Here is a 22,014-nt window from a genome sequence, read left to right as displayed (position 1 = left end):
CCTCCCGTGAAACGTTACCGTATCATTTGGGTTATCACCGCGATGGCCTTACAGATGGGGCTGGCGGCTTTCGCCTCTGCTGACACGCCTGTTATCGTAGGACTTATTACTAAAACCGATGCTAACCCCTTCTTTGCAAAAATGAAGGCCGGAGCACAACTCGGTGCAACCGTTCATAACATTAAACTTCTTACGGCCGCAGGCAAGGTAGACGGTGATGTCGCCTCGCAAACGGCTGCAATTGAGTCAATGGTCGCAGCAGGTGCCACTACGTTGTTGATCACCCCCAGTGACGCAAAAGCCGTCGTGCCGGCAATTGAGCAGGCGAGGGCAAAAGGCGTTCAGGTGATTGCTCTCGACTCGCCAACCGATCCGGCCAGTGCCGTTGACGCGCTGTTCGGTACGGATAACTACCAGGCAGGAGAAGCTATCGGACAGTATGCCAGGGCCGTTATGCCGCATAAATTTCCCGGACAACCATTAAAAATTGCCACGCTGGATTTGTCCGAGGGAAATCTGGTGGGAGCCAGACGTCATAATGGCTTTATGAACGGTCTTGGGCTGAAGGCGGAAGGGAGTGAATCTTATCAGCTTTCACAAAGCTCAGAAATTTTGTGCTCCGGCAGTACCCAGGGTGCAAAACAGCAGGGGCATGATGTTATGGCGGGATGCCTGAAAGATCATCCTGACATCAACCTTGTTTATACCATCAACGAACCGGCGGCGGCCGGTGCTTTTCAGGCTTTGAAGGAAGCGGGGAAAGAGAAGTCGGTGCTTTTAGTGTCGATTGACGGCGGGTGCGATGCCATCAAAAGTATAGCCAGAGGAGAAATGGCCGCGACTGCTCAGCAATATCCACTGACAATGGCTGCAATGGGCGTGGATGCTGCCGTTGCCTATGCCCGACATGGAAAAAAAGTGAGTGGTTTTGTCAATACCGGTAGCGTGCTGATCGCTGGCGTGCCTGCTGAAGGTGTACCCGGTCGGACAGTGGCAGATGGCATGAATGCGTGCTTCGGGGCTAAATAAACCTGCAAAATCTCATTACCCGTTATCCGTCCGGCAAACGTTTTCCTGGCAGGGCATGTCATTTAAATAAGGGGGGGGGGACTGAAGGATGTGCTCACTCACCAATAGCAAAACTTATAAAATGGCTGATGAATTACTTAGCGTCATAACCTGAAAAAGACCTTCAGGCCGGGGCTGGACGGAGGCGCACAAAGCACGTTTTGTGCGCCTGCCGTCAGCAGATAAGCCACGTTATGACGTCTTCTGCGCGTCAGTTTCCTTAATCTGGTTGCAGGGACTGGCTGACTTTCTGCCTGACATCTTCTTCTCTGTATCTTCACCGTCATCAATCAGGTCGTAATCCTGTCCGAAGTAAGCAGTGATCAGCGTATTCAGTTCATTGTTGTCTCTGGAGAACATATCTGAACCATTGGGAAAGAGGTCAGAATATAAAAAGGCTTACCCTGATTGCAGGTCAACATTTTTGTTATCGTTAATTAATGTGAAAGAGTAATTACTGGCGAGAATCCAGGAGGGCAGGGTAATTAGCAAAATCAAAATCAATTCAATCATAAGATACTTTTTTCTTAACAAAAATAAGCTGACCAAACTCATCGAGTTCTGTCGCAGACCATCCTCTCTTTTTATAAAATTTTTCAGCGAGAGAGTCAGGGTCAGTGGTTAGCGTGACTTCTTGCGCGCCTTCCGAAAAAAACCAGCCGGTGACCAGATCCAGCAGATGCGAGCCAACGCCATGACGAGTAAATTCCGGCCTGACAAACAGACCACCTAAAAGTGGTTCCGGAACCCATATACCAAACGCATAACCGGCATACTGGTTGTCAATTTTACACATCCAGCCGCCACCCTGGCTGATATCCTGTTCTGCCTGTTCCTTCTGAAGATACTGAATCTGGTGAGCATGTGGAAGGTTCTCTTTAACCGAGAACCGAATGTCATACATGTAAGGCAAATGTTCTGACATGAGCTTTTCATAAGTTATATTCATTCTATCCATTTTCCATCTCATTCATAAAGACAGCTTACTACATGATATTTGTAATATCGATGAAGCGTAATGACATTAGCGTTACGATTGCTGTATGATTTATATCCGGAGAGTATGACGGAGGATGACATCATGCCAGTGACGAACCGTATTTCTGTTAAACGCGAAACATTGAATTTGCGCATTAAGCCCGCCGAACGCGACCTTATCGATCGCGCAGCGAAGGCCAGAGGAAAAAATCGCACTGATTTTGTGCTTGAGGCTGCCCGCGTTGCCGCAGAAGAAGCATTGATCGATCTGCGCATCATCATGGCGGACCCCGATGCTTATCAGGAATTCATCGTCCGCCTGGATCAGGCTCCTTCGCCGAATGCCGCCCTGCGCAAAACCATGCAAACACCTGCTCCCTGGGAGCAGAAAAAATGATCTCTGCCCCTGAGCCACTCCACGCCCAACATATACTTTCCTCATTCTGTTGCGGCGTGGAGTCTATGGACAACTGGCTTAAACAGCGGGCGATGAAAAATCAGGTAACTGGTGCGTCAAGAACTTTCGTCAGCTGCGATGGCTTAAAAGTGCTGGCGTATTACTCATTAGCCTCCAGTGCTGTAGTCGCGAATGCCGCTCCCGGACACTTTCGCCGCAATATGCCTGATCCGATTCCGGTCGTGGTGCTGGGCCGTCTGGCGGTGGATAAATCATCACATGGTCAGGGTGTTGGCCGTGCGCTGGTGCGTGATGCAGGATTGCGGGTGATTCAGGTGGCAGAAACGATCGGCATTCGCGGAATGTTGGTTCATGCGCTGTCTGAAGAAGCTCGGGAATTTTATCTGCGGGTGGGATTTGAGCCATCTCCCATAGATCCGATGCTGTTAATGGTTACGTTAGGAGATTTGGTCAGCAGCATTTAATTTCAGGGTGTTACTATGCGCTTCTGCCAGCGTAATCTGGGGCTAAAGGCCAGTTTCCTGATACCAGGGGATAAACAGAAACGTATCGGGAATAGTTGTTACGCCAGGTTATCAAAAGGATACATTACAGGGACTGACAGGGAGGCATAAAAAAGAAAGGTGGCGGACTCGGAATCATATCCACGATTAACATGCTGTTTGTTATTGGTTTTGTTGGTATTTATCGTAAACAGCGCCCTCATGAAGGCCCCCAAAAAAATCGCTTTGGTTTTGTGATGGTTATCACGAAAAATCGTTATTTAGCGAATGGAGCTTCGTTATGTGTGGAGTCAGGTCCACACATAACGTGTTAAACACAGCCCCACTTTCCTTAATTCTCCACCATCAACCGGGCAAGCTTGGCAAAAATCGAACTCTTGCTGCTTTCGCCGCTCCTGAGCATATCCAGGGTAAAGCTATTGAGGTGAACGCCAGTTAACGGGTGGCTAAATACATCTACGGCTTTGCCCTGGGCATCCCATATCAGCTGATTTTCCACCAGGTTAGGCCGTGCAATAGTAGGATTTGTAGGCTGGGCATCGCTTACCAGAACAAACACACCATTCTCATGCGGTTGCAGATAAATATGGTGATGCTTCATCTTTTGCGCTTTGGTCAGCGAGTCGTATTTCGAGCGGCCAGGTGAAATCAGATAGGGCAGTACGTTTTGATCCGGTTTTGCAGAGCGGGTGATGGCGTACCCGTTAAATTTATCCCCTTTACGCACTGCCAGAGCTTTTTCTTGTTCCTGATAAGCGTATGAATCGACGATATTAAATTGCGCCGGGCCAATCAGGCGCGGTACGCGGGAGCTGTTGTAGGTGGTAAGCAGGACATCTGCTGTGTGGTCGTAGAGATAGAAGCTTTTGTCGAATAATTTCTTTAATCGTCCCAGAGAGGGGTGTTCAACAGATAGATAGTCTAATTTACCTTCAGCGATCCCGGTATCAACCACCCTAAGTTGGCCGTGTTCTATTTTTAGTTCAACATATCCAAGCAGGGGGAGATAGCTTTTCGTTTTGCGTACTGCATAGGCGGTATAGTGCCCATCCGCCAAATCTGGTAGTGGGATGTGATGCTGATTGAGTAAGCTCTCTTTGAACCATAGCTCGGTTTTTATTCGGCGAACCTTACTGTTAAGTAAGGTAACTGCTGACTTGAGACGACTGTGAGGCTTCGTAAGATCGATTTCGTATTGAGTAGGGTTGCTTGTCAATTGTTCATTAATAAAATCAATCGCATCCAGCAACTTGTGATCAATATTCATACCCTGTAAGACTACGGGCAGAGGTTGCTGATTTAGCCACCCTTGCAAACGATCTAGTTTAAGCTGGGTATAAGTATCCCAATTGAGTTCGGGTTGTTTTCGGGCGTCGGCAAAGGCCGCATAGAAATCATTGTACTCAACAGATTCATTATCTTGCTGGCGGATGCTGTTGCTCCGCTCTTCATCTACCGCATTGAGTACCAGAATAGATGTACTGGCAGGCAGCTCAGAAAAGCCGGTTTGCTGAGAATGTTTAAGCGACGCCAGAGGCCAGAGTTGATACCCGGGGAACTGGATGGCTAATGTGTCAAAGAAATAAGCTTCTTGCGTGGCGCTAAATTCGACGCCGTTATTAACCACCAACAGCGTATTAGTCAGCTGTTGATCGAGGTCGGTAGCGAACTGATTGACCTCGTGGGTGGCCTGAAATGGGATAGGCTGATGCGGGATCTCTAGTTCACTGAGCCGTTCGCAGGCGGCATTCATGACCACGTTATAGGTATAGGCCTGGCATTCACCATAGCCGCTGCGCTCACGAAAAAAGTTCAGTTTGCTATCCCGGGCATCGAGTTTGCGCCGGGCTTTGAGCCGACGATTATCGATGTTAAACCACACGTTGGTATCGTCCAGAGAGAGGTGCAATTCATCCTCCGGTTCGACCAGAAATTTTCGTTTGTGCAGGGTAAAGGCGAGTTCGTTATATTCTGATGCATAAATGTCGAGTTCGAATGCCTCCATCACTCCAGTGCCGCTTTTCTGCGTGACGGGCTGACTCAGGCGAGCGTTGAGATAGAACGTAGAGTTGAAGTAGGTTGGCGGTACCGAAAAGCGCTCGCTGGCTTGTTCCAGCATTACCATTTTCAAATGCAGACTGAACAATCCCTGAACCAGGCGAGATAAATCATAATTTTCAGCTGTGAGTCGCTGGCAAAGCGTTTCAATGCGTTCTGCCAAAGTCCGATGCGCTAGGTTGTTCGGTGCAGCAGCAGGCGCCAGGAAGAAAAATACGTGCTCGTAAGTCGGTAAAAGATGTAGCTCATAGTTTACGTCCTGCCTGGCATCCAGTCCAAGTTTCTGCCGCACGCAAGATTTTACCTCCAGATGAATACGCGCAGAGTAATCAGCGGATTTTTCTTTTCGCCCTTTAGTAAAGCGCTGAACCATAAAATCTATCGTATAGATATTAGATACCGGAACCAATAGACGTTGGATGGTCGTCAGCTGATCTTCTTTAAGCTTGATCAAATTAGTGCGGGCAATTGGGGCGTCTGACAGTTCATTCAGATTAGGGATCATGAGACTTTTCCTTTAGTCGGCAACTTTTCTACACCCAGCAGGGTTAGTAACATTGGGTTAATGTCCAACGTCGTGCGCAGTTTTGAGTTTTCCTGAGAGCGTCCGCTCTCTCGATTTTTGGGCTGATAATACTGGTAGTCGGTTTGCAACAGGTTAAGGTAGTGGATCGTGTGATCCACGTTATCTTGCCACATCAGATTATTGGGATTCTGGCTGTAGGCGATGTTCAGATAGACAAATCGAATGCGTTCGTAACGGCCTCCCAGCACCGCCTGAAGCTGTTTCTGCCCCTTTGTATCTGCCTTTTGGCTGGCGATATTGCGGATCTGGCGAATCTTGTTGTCGCTTTTCTCAAGCGTTTCTTCTGCCCACGTTAAATCGTCCAACTGCGTCGCCCAGCGTTTAACGTCGATGCAGAGCAGGTCGTCACCTACTTCAATAAAGCGGTCAAAAAACTCATATACCAGCGGTTCAAGGCGCTCAAACACCTGTTGGTCGGAGAGTGGGGTAACACCATAACTTTTTAGCACTTTATCGAAGAGATATTCACCGACATTGCCTTTGAGCAACGGAACTAGCCTGGGGTTGGGTGCCCATTTTTTGAATGCCGTTTCCTGGATGTTGTCACATTCACGAATCAACTCGCCGACCAGGTTGCCGGGAGTAAAATCGATATCGTTTCTATACTGCGGAAAGAGCGTGAGTTCTGGCCGGTACTCTCTTGCGCCGCCAGCGAAATCCGACAGGGCGGAATAATCTCTGTGGACAAGTCCATCCGGGCCGCGTTTGTGGCAAAGTAAAATAGTTTGGTTGCCCTGATGGCGGTCGATAAACAGGGCGTGGTGGATAGATTGCATTTGCCGATTGGCGGCATACAAGGAATTAGCCTGAAGTTTTTCCAGCCAACGCAGGGGATCGGTAAAGGAGTCAGAATCGCGGAATAAATTACACAATTCGAGATATTCAAGGTTACCGGCGCGTACCCGATTTATCCAGTCGGTTTTCAGAACTCGCTTATGAACAGCATCGATGCGGAGACCATTTTCTACGATAGCCTGTTCAAACGTATGCCGCTGTTCTGCATCACTAAATGACTGGCTCTGACTCAGCTTTTCGCACTCCTCCATGAGGCGGTGGTTAAGCAAGGACATGCTTTCTGATACTACCTCGTTACCGCTATCTTCACTGAGAGCGGCGAACTGGAATGCAACATTACGGAATACATCGCGGGGTAAAAAGATTTCTGTTTTCAATAGAGTGTCGCGACGCTCGACTCGGCCTACGGCCTGCACGACGACTTTGAATAAGCTCATATCATGTTCGGCCATTAACAGGCGATAGTTTTCGCCATGGGCGAAATTAACGTTGAAATCGGCCAGCTTGTGGACGGTAATATCGTCATCGGCGTAGTGTTTAAGCACGGTAACGTAGTTAGGTAATGTATTGAGGTTGCTGCTGTTGTCCTTTACTTCGCTGTAAAACGAGGAGTTGATGAGCACTAAGCGCTCAAAATCGACATCCAGACGTGATGCATTGATATCATTAATATCGCCGTCATGGTATTTAACAAAGTAGTTGAGGCCAGTGCCCGCACTTTTGTAGCTGCTCATAAATACCAGTATGGTATTGCTGTTCTGGAGATAGGTTTCTTGCCTGATATCTTCGACATTAGCCAGTGGTGAATCGAAAAAGACCAAATGGACGGTGTGACGCCCTTTGAATGGGGTAAAGGTCAGGATCTGGTCGTGTTTCTTATCGTTATCCGTTTTTTCATCGCACCGGGAGTGCATACCGTACTGCTGACGCCAGGCTGTCTGATGCGTGCGCCAGGCGCTGATAAAGGCCCGCTTAAACGTCCCGGAAAGTGACAAAATCAGGCTGTTTTTACCCTCGTAGGCGGCAAGCAGTAACGCTTCCAGTTCCCGCTGGCACTGACGCCGTTTATAGGTATTTTTCAGGTCGTATTCCAGAGGTTTCTTCAGCGCGTCGAAAAAGTTGTCATACGTCCTGCGATAGATTTCACAATTTTGGTAGATATCGGTCAATTTTAACTGCTTATCATCGAACACCCTGAAGTCGACATTGCGGATACTGGCCCTCAAACCGCGTAATGCCTTAAGCGTATCGATATCTGCCTTTTCGCGTTCAACGATCCGGTAGCCAAGGTCGCGGCTATAGCGCGCCAGGAAGCGACGATTGAAGTTACCGTTTTTGGTGTGGCTAAAACCACTGGTGGCGCTAAGTCCAATCACTTTATTGTGCGTGCCGGTTAATAAACGTAGTAGCATGGCTTCAGGCAACTCTTGTACCAGATCCATCTCGAACGCCAGAATAATTGTGCGCTCGGCTCCCTTGTTCACATAATTGAGTTCAGCTATCGGCGTCATCGTGAATACGGTTTTGGGTTGCAGATAAGTGTAGAAATGATCAATCAACAAGTTTTCATCGGTGGTGCGATCGAAGATATGGCGCACCACGCCAGCTACGTTATTGGCTGCGTCAACAAACTGGCCCAAAGGTGTATTCTGGCTGCTGGAGTTATCCTGGCCGCCATTCTTTACCCAGCGCTTAAAGTGTCGGTTGGTGATATCAGAACAGGCGGAGAGGATGACGGAGACCAACTGGAACAGATCGTGCAGGGTGGGATTGGTGTCGCTGGCATCATTTTCGACTTCGTAATACAGCTCGGCGCGCGTTATGTCACCTTCGCTGTTACGCATACGAATGCGTTTCAGCCCTTCTTCATTAACGTACATTTTGGGGTTAAAGCTGAACACATTCCTGGTGATGGAAATGATACGTTCGGCGGCGTCGCCGTTGACTTCAAATGCCCCTAACTGGTCGCGAAACATCTCCAGGATCGATCCCAGCGTTGTACCGGGGGATAGTTCGCACTTTTCTGCCAGTAAATTACGCAGAGCAGTGATGAATTTGACCATCTCTTGCTCAAAGGTCGTTTGTGCTTCTTTGGGCTTGTTTCGGCGCTCCAGGCTGAGTACCGCGTTGTGAATACGTCCTGCGACGGAAATAACGTGCGCCAGGTTATTTTCCTGTGTGATTAGCTTTACATGACATGTTTCTTCAAGGCGGGTGTAGGCTTCATGAAGTTCATCGATTATCACCGTAAAGCGAATATTTTTCTGGCGAAAAGGACAGTCTGGATTGCGTCTGAGGTGTTCATCGCGAAGATAGGCAACCTGCCCGGTATGACCGGCTGCCGCAACGGTGCTGATCTGTGGATCTTTGGGAATCAGCTTACCGCCAATCAGCAAGTCGAAACCTACGGACTCAAAACGTACGCCTTCGCCTCGCTGACGAGGCGCCAGTCGGTAAGTTGATGTGTCGAACTTATTCGTGGTCATTAATAGCACTGACGGGCGGTACTGGCAAACTTCGAAAGGCAATACCTGTTTGATAAGCTCGAAATAGACTTCATGTACGCTTATCTTAGGTTCAAGCTTTCCTGGCTTTCGCGCTGTCTCCGCATTTTGCATTCGCTCCTGGCGCGCCTGGAGTCCGCGACGAATGTATTCTTTAATGGAAGCTTTTTCACTATCTGGTCCAAATAGTAATTTACAGGCTGACTCAATCGTATTGCGGATACTGTGACGACAGTTTTTTAGCTGCTCTTCGAGAATTTCTCTTTCGTAGTTGGTATCCTGAGAACCATATGTTGTCAGCTTTTTTAACTGCTCTTCACAGCGATCAATTTGTGAAACATGATAATTGAGCGAACGCATAGCGCCGCCGATATATTTGCTACCTTTCGCCCCTTCGTACCATTGAATATAGCGCTCGCGGTTTTTCAGGCCAGAGGCCCAGTCCATAAAATCAAGGTCGGCAATATCATTACGGGAGAGAACGCAAATGAACTCGCCACCAGCGGCCAGAATTTTCTCTTTCTGGCTGCTGTCCAGGTCGATTTGTGATTTTTGCGGCGACATGAATAACAGGTTGGTAAAGCCGCCTTCGGGAAACAGGTAATTTGGCTGCTGGGTTTTGGCGAAACGTTCCAGATATTCAACATACCCTTGAATCACGCCATAGCTTTTGCCGAACCCCGTGCCGTCGGAACTGAAAATAACCTCAGCGCCATCACGTTCATGCACGTGGTAAAGTTGAGAGACTTGGGCGCGGCAAGCGTTAATATCTTCGACCAGCGTTGTGTCAGGAATTTGCCTGGAGATGAGATCTTGCAGATTATTATTGATAGTTTTCTCTCCAACACGCTCACACTTACGGTAACTATTGATGATTATTTGGTCGCTTTCGAGCAGAATCTTTTCCACCTGCATGGGGGCAATATGCAAGGCTGTCGCGATTTCATTGATAGTATTGGATAGCGGCTCGTGAGGGTTGCTAATCGTAAAGTGGTTTAGTGCTGCCGCGACGATATCTGGATGCAATGCTTTTCTGAGAGTGGGAAAGGTGAGGCTGTAATCGTATAGCGCCAACTCATTGTTTATCAGGCAGCGGAACGGCTGTTTAGTGGGATCACTTCCAGGACGGCTGGCAAATCCCAGGATTTTTGCCTGTTCGAGGCGATACAGCAATGCTGCGGCATCGCGGTCAGGTGAGTCAAATGTAGCGTGGAGCTGCTGGCTAAATGGCATTGTGGCATTCAGCCGATTATGGCTGACCAGCGCGGAAAAGTGCTGACGCACAAGGGTTAGCAGCTTACAATCTTCCTCAATAGTCCAATTTTTTCTCATTGTCTTCCCCTTAATGTAAATGCTCCCGCAACCACTCCGTCACGCGCTCAACATCAAAAGCGCGTAACCCATACTCCTGCGTCAGCAACGTCTCCGGTAAATACTCATCATATTTTTCGAGGCACTTTTCAGCGATGCCTTCGGCAAGACGGGATTCGGAGGGCAAACCTTCCCGAAGTGCGTTGGCTAACGTCTGTTTAACTTCCGCTACCGTGGTTTTTTCAATTTCAACCACACCAGCAAATGAGCCTGCTTTGAAACCGCGCTGGATAAGCAATGCCGACAACGTGTTTACGGTTTGATCGCCCAGCCAGGGAAGAATGTAGACATGCTGCCCCTGCTGAATAAAACATTCCGAAGTCAGATTATTGTTGCGGAAGCAGCGTAGCCCTTCATCGAACAAGTTTCTGGCCGAGGTATCGGCAAAATCAGCCTTGCGATCGCCAATGGTGATGCGGTAGTCGCCCTCCCGATAAATGGTGAGCATTTCCTGGCGGACGACATCATGAATGGACATCCCTTGTCCGCCAAATAACGGCGGCTGCCCACCCTTTGTCGCCTCGACGTAAATGACTTTTTTATCACTATCGATATCGGTGACCTTCCAGCGTCGACCGCCGAAAATAATGTGTTGGTCAGGCATCAGGGGGCAATCGACGGGGATAGAGCCCAGTGTTTTGCTCCCTGCAACAATACGAAACTCTTCCGGCGTGCTGAATACGGCATAGAAGGTGTATTGATTTACCTGACGTTCGCCCTCGACGCCCAGAACCAGTTCGCCGCTTGATAGCTGGGTCAGAAACTGGTGCTCCCCCATATGTTTCAATAATGCTTTGAAGTCATCGATTCGGACTTTCTGAAATGGCCCTTGTTGACATAGCTGTGACCAAATCTGATCCGCACGTACGCCTCCCCACTGCGCCACGATCGCCAGAATCTGATGGAACAGGGTGGAATAGTGCATCTGCCGGGTATCGGCGGGCTCAAACCATTTACTGCCGATAAGTAAACGGATCATGGCCATCGACTGAACAAGCTGAAGCCTGAGCTGGTCGACAATGCCTGATGTTGGCGTCAGTTCATGTTCGGCAATCAGCATTCTCAATACGGCAGGCGAGTCGCGCCGACCGGAACGCCCCATACGCTGGCGCAAGCTGGCGACAGAATGAGGAGCAGTAACCTGCACGACGGAGCTGACTTTGCCGATGTCGATGCCAAGCTCCAGCGTCATCGTACAGATGGCGGTGGTGGGTAAGGTGCCTTGTTGAAGCCTCTGTTCCAGCGTTTCACGCAGATCTCTGGACAGCGATCCATGATGGGGGAAGAACTCATTGGGAACGATGCTCGCTTCACTGAGATCGCTAAGCGTAGCGGCAATGCTTTCGGTCCGTTTGCGACTGTTAGCGAACACCAGATGGGAATCACCACGACAGAGGCGAAAGATATCATGGCAGATTTGCGTCTCTGCCGACGGCGGTGGCTGCTGGACTGTGGTGGTTAGCGGTTCCAGATAACCTTTCACCTGCACTTTTAGCGTGGCGTGAGTCTGACTGTCGGTAATAATGTCGCAGGGCAGACGTTGATTTGGTCGCAGAGATAATGGCACCCGTTCCAGTTCCCCCAGCGTTGCGCTGAGTGCGACCCGGGGGACTGGATTGTCGATTCTTCCGAGCAGGTGATCGATTCGATTTAACAGAGAGAGAAGTTGCATACCCCGCTCAGAACCGATGAAGGCGTGGAATTCATCAATGGCGATATATGCCAGTGGAGCGAAAGCCTCCTTTAACCATCCCGCATTGCGGATCAGCATCGCTTCCAGCGATTCCGGGGTGATAAGCAAAATACCGGCAGGGTTTTTCTTCGCTTTCAGCTTCTTGCTCTGCGCAACGTCGCCATGCCAGGGCGTGACCGGCATATCCAGAGCATCGCCAAGGCTTTCCAGCCGTCGATACTGATCGTTAATCAGGGCCTTAAGTGGGCTAATGTATAGAATGCCAAAACCGCCCTGAATATCCGCAATGGCAGAACAGGCGGGCAGGAAAAAAGCTTCCGTTTTACCCGCGGCAGTCGCGGCGCTGATCAGGACATCCCGATCGCCCGCTAATATCGGTGGAACGGCTTTTTTTTGCAGTTCTCGGAGATCGGCCCATCCCTGCCGATATATCCACTTCTGGATGCGTGGATCCAGCCGCTGGTATTCGTTCATCATAATCTGAAGTCGGCCAGACCATCCTCATCGGCATCTTCTGCCGACGTTATTTCATCCATATCGCTGGGTTTTTCTTCCGCGATCGCAACACCGGCAATTAACTGGGACCACTGAATGGATGGGTTTTGTTCCAGCACGGCCAGCATATCCAGGAAGGCTTTAATCGTGTTTCGTGGCGTACGAAACCAGGCATCGCCAATAGTGTTGCTACAGTGGCGTAAAAATGCCGTCAACGCATCATCAGGAACCAGATACTTATCCGCATCGCCGCCTGAATAAACATGACGAAGGTTTTTCAATAGAATATAGAGCTCTTCCGGCGTCAGGCTGGCTAAATGCAGGGAAGGGGACGAATAATCAATCACCCCTGCACGCTGGGCGAAGCTGTTTTCCGCCAGCCGGGACTGGAGCGCTTCGTAGCTGTACAATCCCTTGCGTGGATCGAACAGGAATTCTGGCGTACCGCCAAGTAAAAAGCCGATATATTCAGCCGTCCCTTGCAGGCAGTCATTCAGAATACGCAGTATCTGTTCATAGTTGGCGACCCGGGCCTGCGTATTACTGAGCTTATACAGATTAACCATCTCATCCAGATTCACCAACAGACCCGCGTAACCGGCCTGACGGACAAACAGGCTCATCAGCTTTAACGAGTCGTAGAAAGAGGCGTCAGAGATAATCGTACGCACACCCAGATCGTTACGGGTGTCGGTTTTCGTGGTGTATTCACCCCTCAGCCAGCGGATGGCATTCGATTTTAATGTCTCATTATCCTGCTCGTGACCCTGCCAGTAACATTCAATGACTTTGGCGAAATCGTAACCGCCAACCATATCAGACAGGTCAGCGAGCTTTTGGTGAATAATCGTCGGAACTGGCACATTTGTACTTTCTGCTTCTTTTCTGGCTTCCGTGATGAAGCGCTCAACCACGCTTAACAATGCGTTGCCATCCGGCTTATTTCGCGTAGACAGATTTTTCATTAGCTCGGAATAGAGGTTACGCGCCTGTCCACCTGTCGCGTGGATGCGCCTGTCCGGGGATAAATCGGCACTGATTGTCACCAGCTTTTTCTCTAGTGCAATTGAGCGCACAACGCTTAAAAAGAATGTTTTACCTGAACCGTATTCCCCGATAATCAGCCGAAATCCTGCACCGCCATCAGCGATACGCTCAATATCCTGATACAGCGCTTTTATTTCGTTGACCCGGCCAACCTGAATATGCTGAATGCCAATTTTAGGCGTAACGCCTGACTTCAGTGACTGAATAATAGCGTCTCTTTCTTTGAGACGAATACGAATGCCAGACATAAATTATCCTTTGAGTTCTTGTGCAATTTCCAGGTCAACGTAAATATCATCGTCATCATCAAGCACTGGTGCGTCAACCTGTTCGAAAGACCAGTCATTAATGGCTTCAATCGCGCCGCTTAGCATCAAATTAAACTGCTGGCATAACTCAGCGACTTCGTTTCGCGCCCAACGCTCTTTTTCCAGCAAACGTTGGTAAAGCTGGTGATGTGCCTCATCAAGACCTGCACCGGCGTGTGGCAGGATTTCCGCTGGGGATTCGTCTGCGGGTTCATCTTCCGTGAAGATGGTGTTCAGTAACTGGCGTACGTCCGTGGTATCAGACTCATGACGGGCAAGGATCCGTTCATCAAGAGAAAACGCGCCGCTCGTCGCTGATGGGGTTTGCAACGTAGCTGTCGGCGTTGTTTCTGCGGTTGACAGACGGTGGATATCGCTGGTGACGGTACTGCTGTCCAGACCAAGGCTGACGTAGATTTTTTCCAGTTGCTTAATTTCAGCCGGATCGATTTTTCCATCCGCGCAGGCGACGTTGATAATAACGTTGCCAATAGTGGATTTATCTTTATCGCTGAGTTGCTCAATTTTACCTTTCAGACCGGCTTGATTTGCAGGCGTATTGAGCCGCCAGGTGAGGTAGGCGTGCAGCGAACGTTTTTCTGTTGGCGACAGCGCGTCGTTATGATTAATCGTTCTCTCCAGCGCAGCCCGTTCAGCAACATCCACGCGCTTGTCCATTTGTGCAATCATGGCACCCAGCCGAAGCGCCACGGAGACTGACGTAAATTCCGCTGACGGTACGTAGAATTCCGCATGTCCTTCGGGAAATAAAACAACGTGTCCTTCTGGTTCTGGCCGGACAAGGTGGTAGCGCATATCCGGCGCAATGCCGTAGCCTGCTCGCCGGGCGAAATTTTGCATCAGCTCGGCTTCTTTCTTATTGACCTTATCCGGTACAGGCATACCCAGTCTGGCCCAGAAATCAGCCACTGTCGTCAGTCCTGAATGTTTACTGATTTTCTCATCTGCCCAGTGTTTAAATTCAGCAAACAAACGTTCTGCATCTTCGGTCAGTATTTCATCGGGAAGCAGCATGATGGCGGCGACATCGCTTGCTGAGGCATCTTTTTTACCGAGATAGCGACTGTAGGCATCCAGCGCATTGATACAGGGTTCTGCAACAGGAATTAATTTCTGAACTGGGGCTTTTAAAACGCTGGGATCGGGAAGATCCATCTGTTTTTTTACCTGAAGTTCCCGAAGCGTACCACTGGCGGGGGTATAGCTTAAATACAACCGTGTTTTATTGGGTTTGACGACAATACCGTCACCATATTTTTGGGTATAACGCTGTTTGAATAACGCGGAAAATTCAGAATGACATCGACGGGCAGGCGTGCGCAGGGTGTAATCAGGAAAATAGTGTATCCATGCCAGTGCCAGATCGGCATAAACAGGTTGTCCTTTATCAACCACCGTCGCCAGATTCAGTCTGAACAGTAATGAACTCCTCGATGAGAAATATTCGTTTTCGATATGTATAGAAAGTAACTTCGGTCTGAGAATGATCATCATTTCCAGCAACTGTGTTGCATAATGACGGAAGGAACCGCTTGCCTGAAATACGGTTCTCAGGCGCGATATCTCTTCGAATAATGCTTTGAATTCATCGTCAGAAATGGCTTCTTGTGTGCCATCCGCCAGTACGCGGCGTTCAAGACCGTAAAAATAGATAAAAACATAACCAACAGGGCAGCTTGCATCGCTACGATCGCTTGCCAGCCAGTCAAGATAGGCGCCACGGCAGCGAGGGGAGAGTGTGGCAAAGCTGGGCCAGTATCCCAGCGATTCATCATAATAATGCCGTGAACCAGGCTCGATGGGGAAAGCGTCGTTAACCAGCGAAGCGTCGGAACCATCGTTATAAAGATAGCCATATTCCCCTGATGAATGTGTTTTTAATCGTCCGCCGAAATAAAAATGACCGTGATTAATGACGACGTTTTGAATGGTGATGCTTTCTCCCGGTTTGACCCATCGTGCTGGCGTAGTATTGCGCCGGGCGGCGCTTTCTCGCAATGGCTGGCGGCTGGTGCTGTATTCGACCGCCTGTCCATTAACAAAGCTAAAGGTTGCCAGTTCGTCATCATCGGATGCCTGAGAATGCATATTTGTCACGCTGTTGGCTGGCTTATTGGGATATTTGTGTTGAGATGAATGATTTATTTTGGTGATGATTTTGCTGTTTACTTTGGGGGGCGGCGACTTTTTCTTTTTGGAAAACAGAAGCCAGATAACAGCCAGTGCAATAACGAATATCCAGAAGCCCATTCCGTGCCCTTAATCGCTGATAATGCTTCCCGGCATTGTTCTACGAGCGGCAAAGGCGGTAAGCATAAAACTGGAAGAGAGATCGTAAAATGATACCGCGAATGGGCTGGAGTACAAGCATAAAAACCCTGTTATTCAAAAGGATTATGCCATATGGTTGAGGGAGCAATTGGCAGGGCCAGGTTATACCTGTGAATCACACATAAAACGATTGATTTCATCTTGTGCATGACGAAGACGATCGGCAATGTCAGCAAATCTGTCAGGATCACGAAAGAACATTCCCCCTTCCACCGCCGTTTGATGATCCCCCGCGATCGCGGCGAATCGTTCAGCATCATCAGGCAACAATTGCAAGTTTCCGACAATCACCTGAGTAAAATCCACGCCCGGCACAGACCAGCGGCGTTGCTTCATCTCAACCACATTCCGCATGGCTTCCAGCGTTTCATAGGGGCTGGCAAAATGATTACGCAGCAGACAATCCACATCATACCAGTGGCGTGCCAGTCGGGCCGGATTTGGCGCTTTGGTTTGCGTGCAGAACTGGTGCAGCGCCGTCAGCTTTTCCCAAAGAATATAACCGGTGTCATAAGCGTTTACGGTCGCGGCGGGTAACAGAAGTGCATCCATTCCAGCAATCCCGGACAGATAGCTCACAACAGGCATCAGAACGGTTGGCTTGCCACGATTTCGTCCGCCAAATTCTAACAGAATATGATCGCGCTGATAGGCCATACTGTCTTCTTTCATCCGTGGGAAATAGATATCGACTTTTTCGCCACCGCTGTCGGGTTCCATTTTTGCTTCAAGGCACGGAATTTCATAAGCCTGAAAGCGTTGGTTTAACCGTTCTGCCAGCGCGTTTGTCCATTCTGTTAAGCGCTCTTGCTGCTGCTCTCTGAACCGGCGATTCTGGCTGTTATTTAGCGTGCTTTGCTCCCACGCCTGCTGTTCTTCCTCTTCTGAGTGACCTGCCAGATCGGCCCAGTGAACAGAAAGATCGATATCTTCAGAAAAACGCTCAATCACGTTCCAGCATTTGCTTAACGCTGTTCCACCTTTAAACGCGACAGATAAATCTCCCAGCAGATCCTCATTAAAAAGCAGCCGAAGGATCTCCGTTACCCAGAGATCCTTTTCCAGAAAGCTGGCTCCCAGCCCGGAGGGATGCTGTTCCGCCGCGTAAGAGAGGATTTCCTGAAGCTCACGGCGTTGCGATGCGCTCCGGTAGTAATCAAAAATGTCCATCAGAGCGCCTTTTGCAACGTTATCAGCTGTGAGCGCCATGCGTGAAGCGCAGGCTCATTCATTAACTTTCCGGCAATCTGTCGGGCTTTAGCGGGCGGGATGCTCAGCCGATGAAAAGCATTCTTCAGCGTTTCCGGCGGGGTATATTCCTGCTCCAGACTCAGCAAACCGCGCATTAGCTCTCCTTCAGGCCGGTTCAGCCAACGTAATCGGCTTGCTGATTTATGCTGGATCCGTACCAACTCATTACCGACACGGAACTCTCGCGTAGGGCCGTTTGACCAGTAGATGCGTTTAACCGGCGCCTGCGTTTGTAGCCCTAACCGGTAAGCGGCTTCCAGTCCCTGAAGAGTGATTTTGTAACCGCGCTCTTTTGCCCATGCTGCGGCTACGGCATTGGCGCTGGCGACAACGTTTACGGATGGAAGATTTTTCAATGGTTTTGGCCGGGAGTAAAAACCGCGTTCAACCCGGACCAGCAGGCCTTCTTTGACCAGACGACTCATTGCCTGTTGTACTGACGCACGACTTCCCAGCGAGTAAAATCCGCTGATGGAAAAGGGGATGCCCCGCTTCATGCGGTGAACCCGCTGGCGGGCCAGAGCGGCAACAGACATTGATTCTCCTGTACTGACGTTTTCATTGATATGTACTTTCATTATATCCCTTGTGTAGCAAGGAGTCTAACCTAAAAAATGTCAGTAACATTTATTATATGACAATGTTTAAAATGGCAGATATCAGTGAGGTAGCTTGCTGTAGGGAATTCCGACGATAAAATACCCACATACAGCAGGCGGTGATAAGGATATAGCATGAGCATTCTCTCCATCCACGGCGTTCGCAGTTATCAGGGCGAAAGGCCAGTGGAGTTCGACTTGAGTAAGTATGTCACTCTTATCTATGGACAAAACGGCTCAGGAAAATCAACCGTTTCTGGTTACTTTTATAAGCATGGTCGTCCAGATTACAGCCAGTGCAGCCTGCGGCCTCCACTGGATATGAACTACTTAGTGTTTAATCAGGAGTATGTAGACGATATTTTCAGCCAACCTTCTCAGCCGGGCATTTTCACTTTAAATAGTGAAAATGCAGAAATTAAAACTGAAATAGATGCTCTGGAAGCGGAGAGTAAAGTTTTGTTTGCCCGGCGTGATGCTTTGGACGTGCAAAAACGCGACGTTGAGGGCATGGAAGAAAGTATTAAAAATGGCTCCGCAAAACAGATTTATAGTTCTACCGCAGAAATCAGAAAAACAGATTTATGGGATTTGATGTCTGGAACTAAACAGACCGACAAACTTTTTCAGACCATCCTTGAACACACTGAAGTTGAAGATACTTCGACGCAGGAATTAACCGAAGAACTACACCGACTTGAGGCCAGTAAAGGCAACCCTCACGCTTTGCTCGAAGCATTGCCAGCATCCCCTTTGAATGACAATGATATTGCGCTATTGATGCAACCTCTTATTCCAGCAGGTGATAGCCGTCTTGCTGCCGCAATTAACCAATTGGGCAACATTGACTGGGTGAGGAATGGACAGCAGTGGCTGAGCGATGACATTTGCCCATTTTGTCAAACGCCGATAGATGCCTGGCAACTTCAACAGGAAATCACTGCCCTTTTTGATACCTCATGGGAAGCCGCGATGGGCCAGTTGCGGGAACTTCAGGCACGATATCAACTCTGGCACGATAAACCCGAACATATGCGGCAGTTAATAAAAGCGTGTCCGTTAGTTGATCAGGAACATCCTGTTTATCTCTGTTTGCTTGAACTGGAGCAGGCCTATCAAAGAAATAAATTGCATATCGATGAGAAATTAACATCACCCTCTACGTCGATTGCTGTTAAGGATCTTTCTGCTCTGGCTGGCAATGTCTCTGTGCAGATCGCCAGTATTAATGCAGTAATAAGCGAACATAACCGAAAGGCTGAAAATTATCAGACTGAGCGGGTAAGACTGAAACAGAGGTTACTTGGTCATATCCGAAAGCTGGCTACCGATATGATAATTAACCATGATGAACAACTAGCAGAACTTGCTGAAAAATTAGCAAAATTAACGGTGTCTCGGGATGAAATTACGGCCCAGCTTGATACTTTGAACGCAACCATTCGCGATAAATCCAGCCTGATCGTCAATACGCAGGAAACGATTGAACGTATTAATCACAGTTTGGATAGCCTTGGGATCACTGGATTCCGCATTGCTCCCTATGACGATCGGGATGATTATCGTCTGGTACGGGAAGGTGAAAACAGCGATACGCCTGTTTTTGGTAGTCTGAGTGAAGGTGAAAAAACGCTGATTGCTTTTCTCTATTTTCTGGAGACTTGCACAGGGAGGAAAAGTCGTGATGACAATGACCAACGAAAACGTTTAATTGTTATTGATGATCCTATATCCAGCCTGTCGCAAAACTATGTTTTTGAAATAGCATCGTTGATCCAGCATCAGGTTATACGTGCCAGAATTGCTGAGAAAGTGATTATTCTGACGCACAGCCTGTTTTTCTTTCAGGAGTTACTGCTTTCTGCGGAACGGAAGAAAAGAGCAGCGGGTTCTTGTCCACCAGAATGGACGCTTTATCGGGTATCCAAATCCTTACATAGTTCTGCTTCTCTTGTTTCCGAAAAAGAATTACTGAACGACTATCAGGCTCTCTGGTATGTCTTACGCCACGCCCAAAAAGATGACATTGCCAGTGTGGTGATCCCAAATACGATGCGGCAAATACTTGAGTACTACTTTGGTTTTTCGGGGAAAAGTGAAACGCTTCACCGGGCGCTTGAAACACTGGCTAGCGGACCTGAGGGTGAACCTGGTTTCCGTATATTTGCTCGTTACCTGAATCGACATTCTCACCAGGATGCCCGCAATATCTCTCTTCATGAGGGGGCTTCGGTTGAACGTTATCTTGCCTGGTTTAAGAAAGTATTCGAGGCAGCGAAAGATGAAGAACATTACACATCAATGATGGAAAAGACGACACAAGCGGCCTAATTAACAATAGAAGAGGACCATCCCCCCCGGGATTAACCGTTAGCAGTTCGGCAAAGAGCGCATGTGCTGACACACGTGCTCCCAGCGACCAAAACGGAAACGCAGATACTGGTGAACCAGCACAGTTTTCTGTTTCATACCGGGCTCCTTTCTTTCGACGCCGACAAGCTGTCGGCGAGCCCCGCACACCTCGTACGAGCGTGACTATCGTGTAGAGGCTAAGGATCCCGGGGGGATGGCTTCCGCTATCGTAGGCGATTTCATCTGATGATTCAATCTTTGCTTTGAATAACAATTAATTGAGATGGTCGTGTTTTTGTATTGAGGCAAATTCAGTCACTGTTTTTCTGCCGGCATTATTGTTCAGATAAGTGTAATGGGCCCCCCGAAAATTCCTTGTCTGGCAAAACCAAACGCGGGATCTTTTCTTAGCACCTGCAAATTCAGGTGCCGGGATTGGTCTCCTGAAGATATTCCTTACTGGCGACATATGACGCGCTTTGCGTCTTTTTTATGTCGTTCATCCGGTTGCATCTCAATGGTGGGCCGGGCGGAGGCGTCGCAAGACGCGCCGGTGTCCAGTAAGGCCGGTAAGACCAACTCCGTCCGGTTCCACCACCCGTAAGATTGGTCTCTTCGGTGGTGGTTCAAACAAACAATCACTTACTGGAGGCTGCCATCATGGCTACTACCCCAATCCAGACACACCCGTTACTTGCAGTTCCCTTCAATGCCGCCACGGACTTCACTATCCTTGCCAGCCACTGCGAAAACTTCGCCGAAACCCTGATTGAAAGTAAAGATCTAGCGTTAAAAATGGCGCTTTTCGGCAGGATCAACGCCGCTTTGACGCTGCTCAAGCCCACGCTGTTAGACCCCGTCCCGCCCCATCTTGTTGAAAGCCTGACCGTTGATACTCTTCCGACAAACTCCCCTCAATTTGGGCCCGAATGCACCGAGCTTTGTAGTTATTGCCTTGCCCTGACGCAGACGCTGGCGGGGCAGGGGTTTTCCTCAGAAACGGAGAAATTCCTTAGCTGGCTGCTGTATGACCTGATCAACTACTTTGCGGCGGAAATGAAAGCCCCGCGTTGGCTACGCACCGCCGACGGTGTGAAGTTTATTGACGGGGTGGCGGCATGATGCAACCGGACTGGCATTCTGCCGACATAATTGCAGCGCTGAAAAAGCGCGGAACGTCGCTGTCTGCGGTTTCCCGCAGCTCAGGGCTGGCATCCTCCACGCTGGCAAATGCGCTGATCAGGCACTGGCCCAAAGGTGAGAGGCTGATCGCCGAAGCGTTGGGTATTGCGCCAGAGCAAATCTGGCCTTCCCGTTATCTCAGACCACGTTAAAACAGACTCTCCCGATCTTCTGTCAGCTTATGCTGGCGGAAGATCGGGAGAAGACAAGCGAAGCGCGGCAGACTGCCATTCATAAAATCGCGAAAAAATCCACAAACAACTCAATTTCCGGAAAAAAGGTTTCCCCTTTTCATCCGCGAAAACCGGGTGTAATCTTCCCCCTGCTCTATGCTGTCGTCGACAGCGCCCTTTGCTTCGCAACCTGAAAGAAGCAGTTCCGTCAGGACGGTTGATCCCTTTACCGGTGCAGACCTCTGTAAACACCGGGTCACAGAACATCGCGGCGGAGGCTC

Annotated in this window: 15 protein-coding genes; 6 read left to right on the top strand and 9 right to left on the bottom strand. The window is 49.1% G+C overall.

From position 1 onward, the window contains the following. Positions 1 to 6 precede the first annotated feature (6 nt). Positions 7 to 1,029, top strand: a complete 1,023-nt coding sequence (locus BG55_RS17430; RefSeq protein ID WP_235192785.1) for a substrate-binding domain-containing protein — start codon at positions 7 to 9, stop codon at positions 1,027 to 1,029. A gap of 231 nt (positions 1,030 to 1,260) precedes the next feature. Here BG55_RS17430 and BG55_RS22905 read toward each other — a convergent pair whose 3' ends face one another. Then, positions 1,261 to 1,428, bottom strand: a complete 168-nt coding sequence (locus tag BG55_RS22905) for a hypothetical protein (protein ID WP_160170875.1) — start codon at positions 1,426 to 1,428, stop codon at positions 1,261 to 1,263. 145 nt (positions 1,429 to 1,573) lie between these two features. Then, positions 1,574 to 2,017 (bottom strand): GNAT family N-acetyltransferase, encoded by a 444-nt coding sequence (locus BG55_RS17425; RefSeq protein ID WP_034940194.1) that lies wholly within the window; start codon positions 2,015 to 2,017, stop codon positions 1,574 to 1,576. 132 nt (positions 2,018 to 2,149) lie between these two features. Here BG55_RS17425 and BG55_RS17420 point away from each other — a divergent pair, with 132 nt between their 5' ends. Further along, positions 2,150 to 2,443: a type II toxin-antitoxin system TacA family antitoxin gene (locus BG55_RS17420; protein WP_034940237.1), complete on the top strand. Its 294-nt coding sequence runs from the start codon at positions 2,150 to 2,152 to the stop codon at positions 2,441 to 2,443. Further along, positions 2,440 to 2,928, top strand: coding sequence for a GNAT family N-acetyltransferase (locus tag BG55_RS17415; RefSeq protein ID WP_034940191.1), 489 nt, complete (start codon positions 2,440 to 2,442; stop codon positions 2,926 to 2,928). Before BG55_RS17420 ends, BG55_RS17415 begins: the two co-directional genes overlap by 4 nt. 370 nt (positions 2,929 to 3,298) lie before the next feature. On the opposite strand, the gene BG55_RS23055 is transcribed toward BG55_RS17415, so the two are convergent. The 7 genes from BG55_RS23055 to BG55_RS17380 form a co-directional block, all read right to left on the bottom strand. Continuing rightward, a complete protein-coding gene (locus tag BG55_RS23055) occupies positions 3,299 to 5,530 on the bottom strand; it encodes a hypothetical protein (protein WP_034940188.1) in 2,232 nt (743 codons plus the stop codon). Further along, entirely contained in the window at positions 5,527 to 10,242 is a 4,716-nt protein-coding gene (locus BG55_RS17405) for a hypothetical protein (protein WP_034940186.1), read from the bottom strand. The genes BG55_RS23055 and BG55_RS17405 overlap by 4 nt, the downstream gene beginning before the upstream one ends. Before the next feature lie 10 nt (positions 10,243 to 10,252). Continuing rightward, complete coding sequence (locus BG55_RS17400; RefSeq protein WP_034940182.1) at positions 10,253 to 12,451, bottom strand: DEAD/DEAH box helicase; 2,199 nt, start codon at positions 12,449 to 12,451, stop codon at positions 10,253 to 10,255. Then, entirely contained in the window at positions 12,448 to 13,764 is a 1,317-nt protein-coding gene (locus BG55_RS17395) for an ATP-binding protein (protein WP_034940178.1), read from the bottom strand. Before BG55_RS17395 ends, BG55_RS17400 begins: the two co-directional genes overlap by 4 nt. A 3-nt stretch (positions 13,765 to 13,767) precedes the next feature. Next, complete coding sequence (locus BG55_RS17390; RefSeq protein WP_034940176.1) at positions 13,768 to 16,095, bottom strand: tellurite resistance TerB family protein; 2,328 nt, start codon at positions 16,093 to 16,095, stop codon at positions 13,768 to 13,770. A gap of 183 nt (positions 16,096 to 16,278) precedes the next feature. After that, entirely contained in the window at positions 16,279 to 17,346 is a 1,068-nt protein-coding gene (locus BG55_RS17385; protein ID WP_084276358.1) for a nucleotidyl transferase AbiEii/AbiGii toxin family protein, read from the bottom strand. After that, a complete protein-coding gene (locus BG55_RS17380; RefSeq protein WP_034940173.1) occupies positions 17,346 to 17,963 on the bottom strand; it encodes a DUF6088 family protein in 618 nt (205 codons plus the stop codon). The genes BG55_RS17385 and BG55_RS17380 overlap by 1 nt, the downstream gene beginning before the upstream one ends. Positions 17,964 to 18,161: 198 nt before the next feature. Here BG55_RS17380 and BG55_RS17375 point away from each other — a divergent pair, with 198 nt between their 5' ends. The 3 genes from BG55_RS17375 to BG55_RS17365 all read left to right on the top strand — a co-directional run bounded on the left by BG55_RS17375 (position 18,162) and on the right by BG55_RS17365 (position 21,712). Beyond that, complete coding sequence (locus tag BG55_RS17375) at positions 18,162 to 20,357, top strand: AAA family ATPase (protein WP_034940169.1); 2,196 nt, start codon at positions 18,162 to 18,164, stop codon at positions 20,355 to 20,357. 681 nt (positions 20,358 to 21,038) lie between these two features. Beyond that, a complete protein-coding gene (locus tag BG55_RS17370) occupies positions 21,039 to 21,500 on the top strand; it encodes a hypothetical protein (protein WP_034940167.1) in 462 nt (153 codons plus the stop codon). Then, positions 21,497 to 21,712, top strand: coding sequence for a helix-turn-helix domain-containing protein (locus BG55_RS17365; RefSeq protein WP_034940164.1), 216 nt, complete (start codon positions 21,497 to 21,499; stop codon positions 21,710 to 21,712). The genes BG55_RS17370 and BG55_RS17365 overlap by 4 nt, the downstream gene beginning before the upstream one ends. The last annotated feature ends 302 nt before the right edge of the window (positions 21,713 to 22,014 follow it).

Source organism: Erwinia mallotivora (assembly GCF_000590885.1).
Taxonomy (GTDB): domain Bacteria; phylum Pseudomonadota; class Gammaproteobacteria; order Enterobacterales; family Enterobacteriaceae; genus Erwinia; species Erwinia mallotivora.
This window is presented reverse-complemented; position numbering and strand designations above follow the sequence as displayed.

What these genes read in the sequence shown, in the direction of transcription:
- BG55_RS23055 (WP_034940188.1), bottom strand. Translation starts at nt 5,530, where the DNA reads ATGATCCCTAATCTGAATGAACTGTCAGACGCCCCAATTGCCCGCACT.
- BG55_RS17370 (WP_034940167.1), top strand. Translation starts at nt 21,039, where the DNA reads ATGGCTACTACCCCAATCCAGACACACCCGTTACTTGCAGTTCCCTTC.
- BG55_RS17420 (WP_034940237.1), top strand. Translation starts at nt 2,150, where the DNA reads ATGCCAGTGACGAACCGTATTTCTGTTAAACGCGAAACATTGAATTTG.
- BG55_RS17395 (WP_034940178.1), bottom strand. Translation starts at nt 13,764, where the DNA reads ATGTCTGGCATTCGTATTCGTCTCAAAGAAAGAGACGCTATTATTCAG.
- BG55_RS17385 (WP_084276358.1), bottom strand. Translation starts at nt 17,346, where the DNA reads ATGGACATTTTTGATTACTACCGGAGCGCATCGCAACGCCGTGAGCTT.
- BG55_RS22905 (WP_160170875.1), bottom strand. Translation starts at nt 1,428, where the DNA reads ATGTTCTCCAGAGACAACAATGAACTGAATACGCTGATCACTGCTTAC.
- BG55_RS17375 (WP_034940169.1), top strand. Translation starts at nt 18,162, where the DNA reads ATGAGCATTCTCTCCATCCACGGCGTTCGCAGTTATCAGGGCGAAAGG.
- BG55_RS17400 (WP_034940182.1), bottom strand. Translation starts at nt 12,451, where the DNA reads ATGATGAACGAATACCAGCGGCTGGATCCACGCATCCAGAAGTGGATA.
- BG55_RS17405 (WP_034940186.1), bottom strand. Translation starts at nt 10,242, where the DNA reads ATGAGAAAAAATTGGACTATTGAGGAAGATTGTAAGCTGCTAACCCTT.
- BG55_RS17425 (WP_034940194.1), bottom strand. Translation starts at nt 2,017, where the DNA reads ATGAATATAACTTATGAAAAGCTCATGTCAGAACATTTGCCTTACATG.
- BG55_RS17365 (WP_034940164.1), top strand. Translation starts at nt 21,497, where the DNA reads ATGATGCAACCGGACTGGCATTCTGCCGACATAATTGCAGCGCTGAAA.
- BG55_RS17415 (WP_034940191.1), top strand. Translation starts at nt 2,440, where the DNA reads ATGATCTCTGCCCCTGAGCCACTCCACGCCCAACATATACTTTCCTCA.
- BG55_RS17390 (WP_034940176.1), bottom strand. Translation starts at nt 16,095, where the DNA reads ATGGGCTTCTGGATATTCGTTATTGCACTGGCTGTTATCTGGCTTCTG.
- BG55_RS17380 (WP_034940173.1), bottom strand. Translation starts at nt 17,963, where the DNA reads ATGTCTGTTGCCGCTCTGGCCCGCCAGCGGGTTCACCGCATGAAGCGG.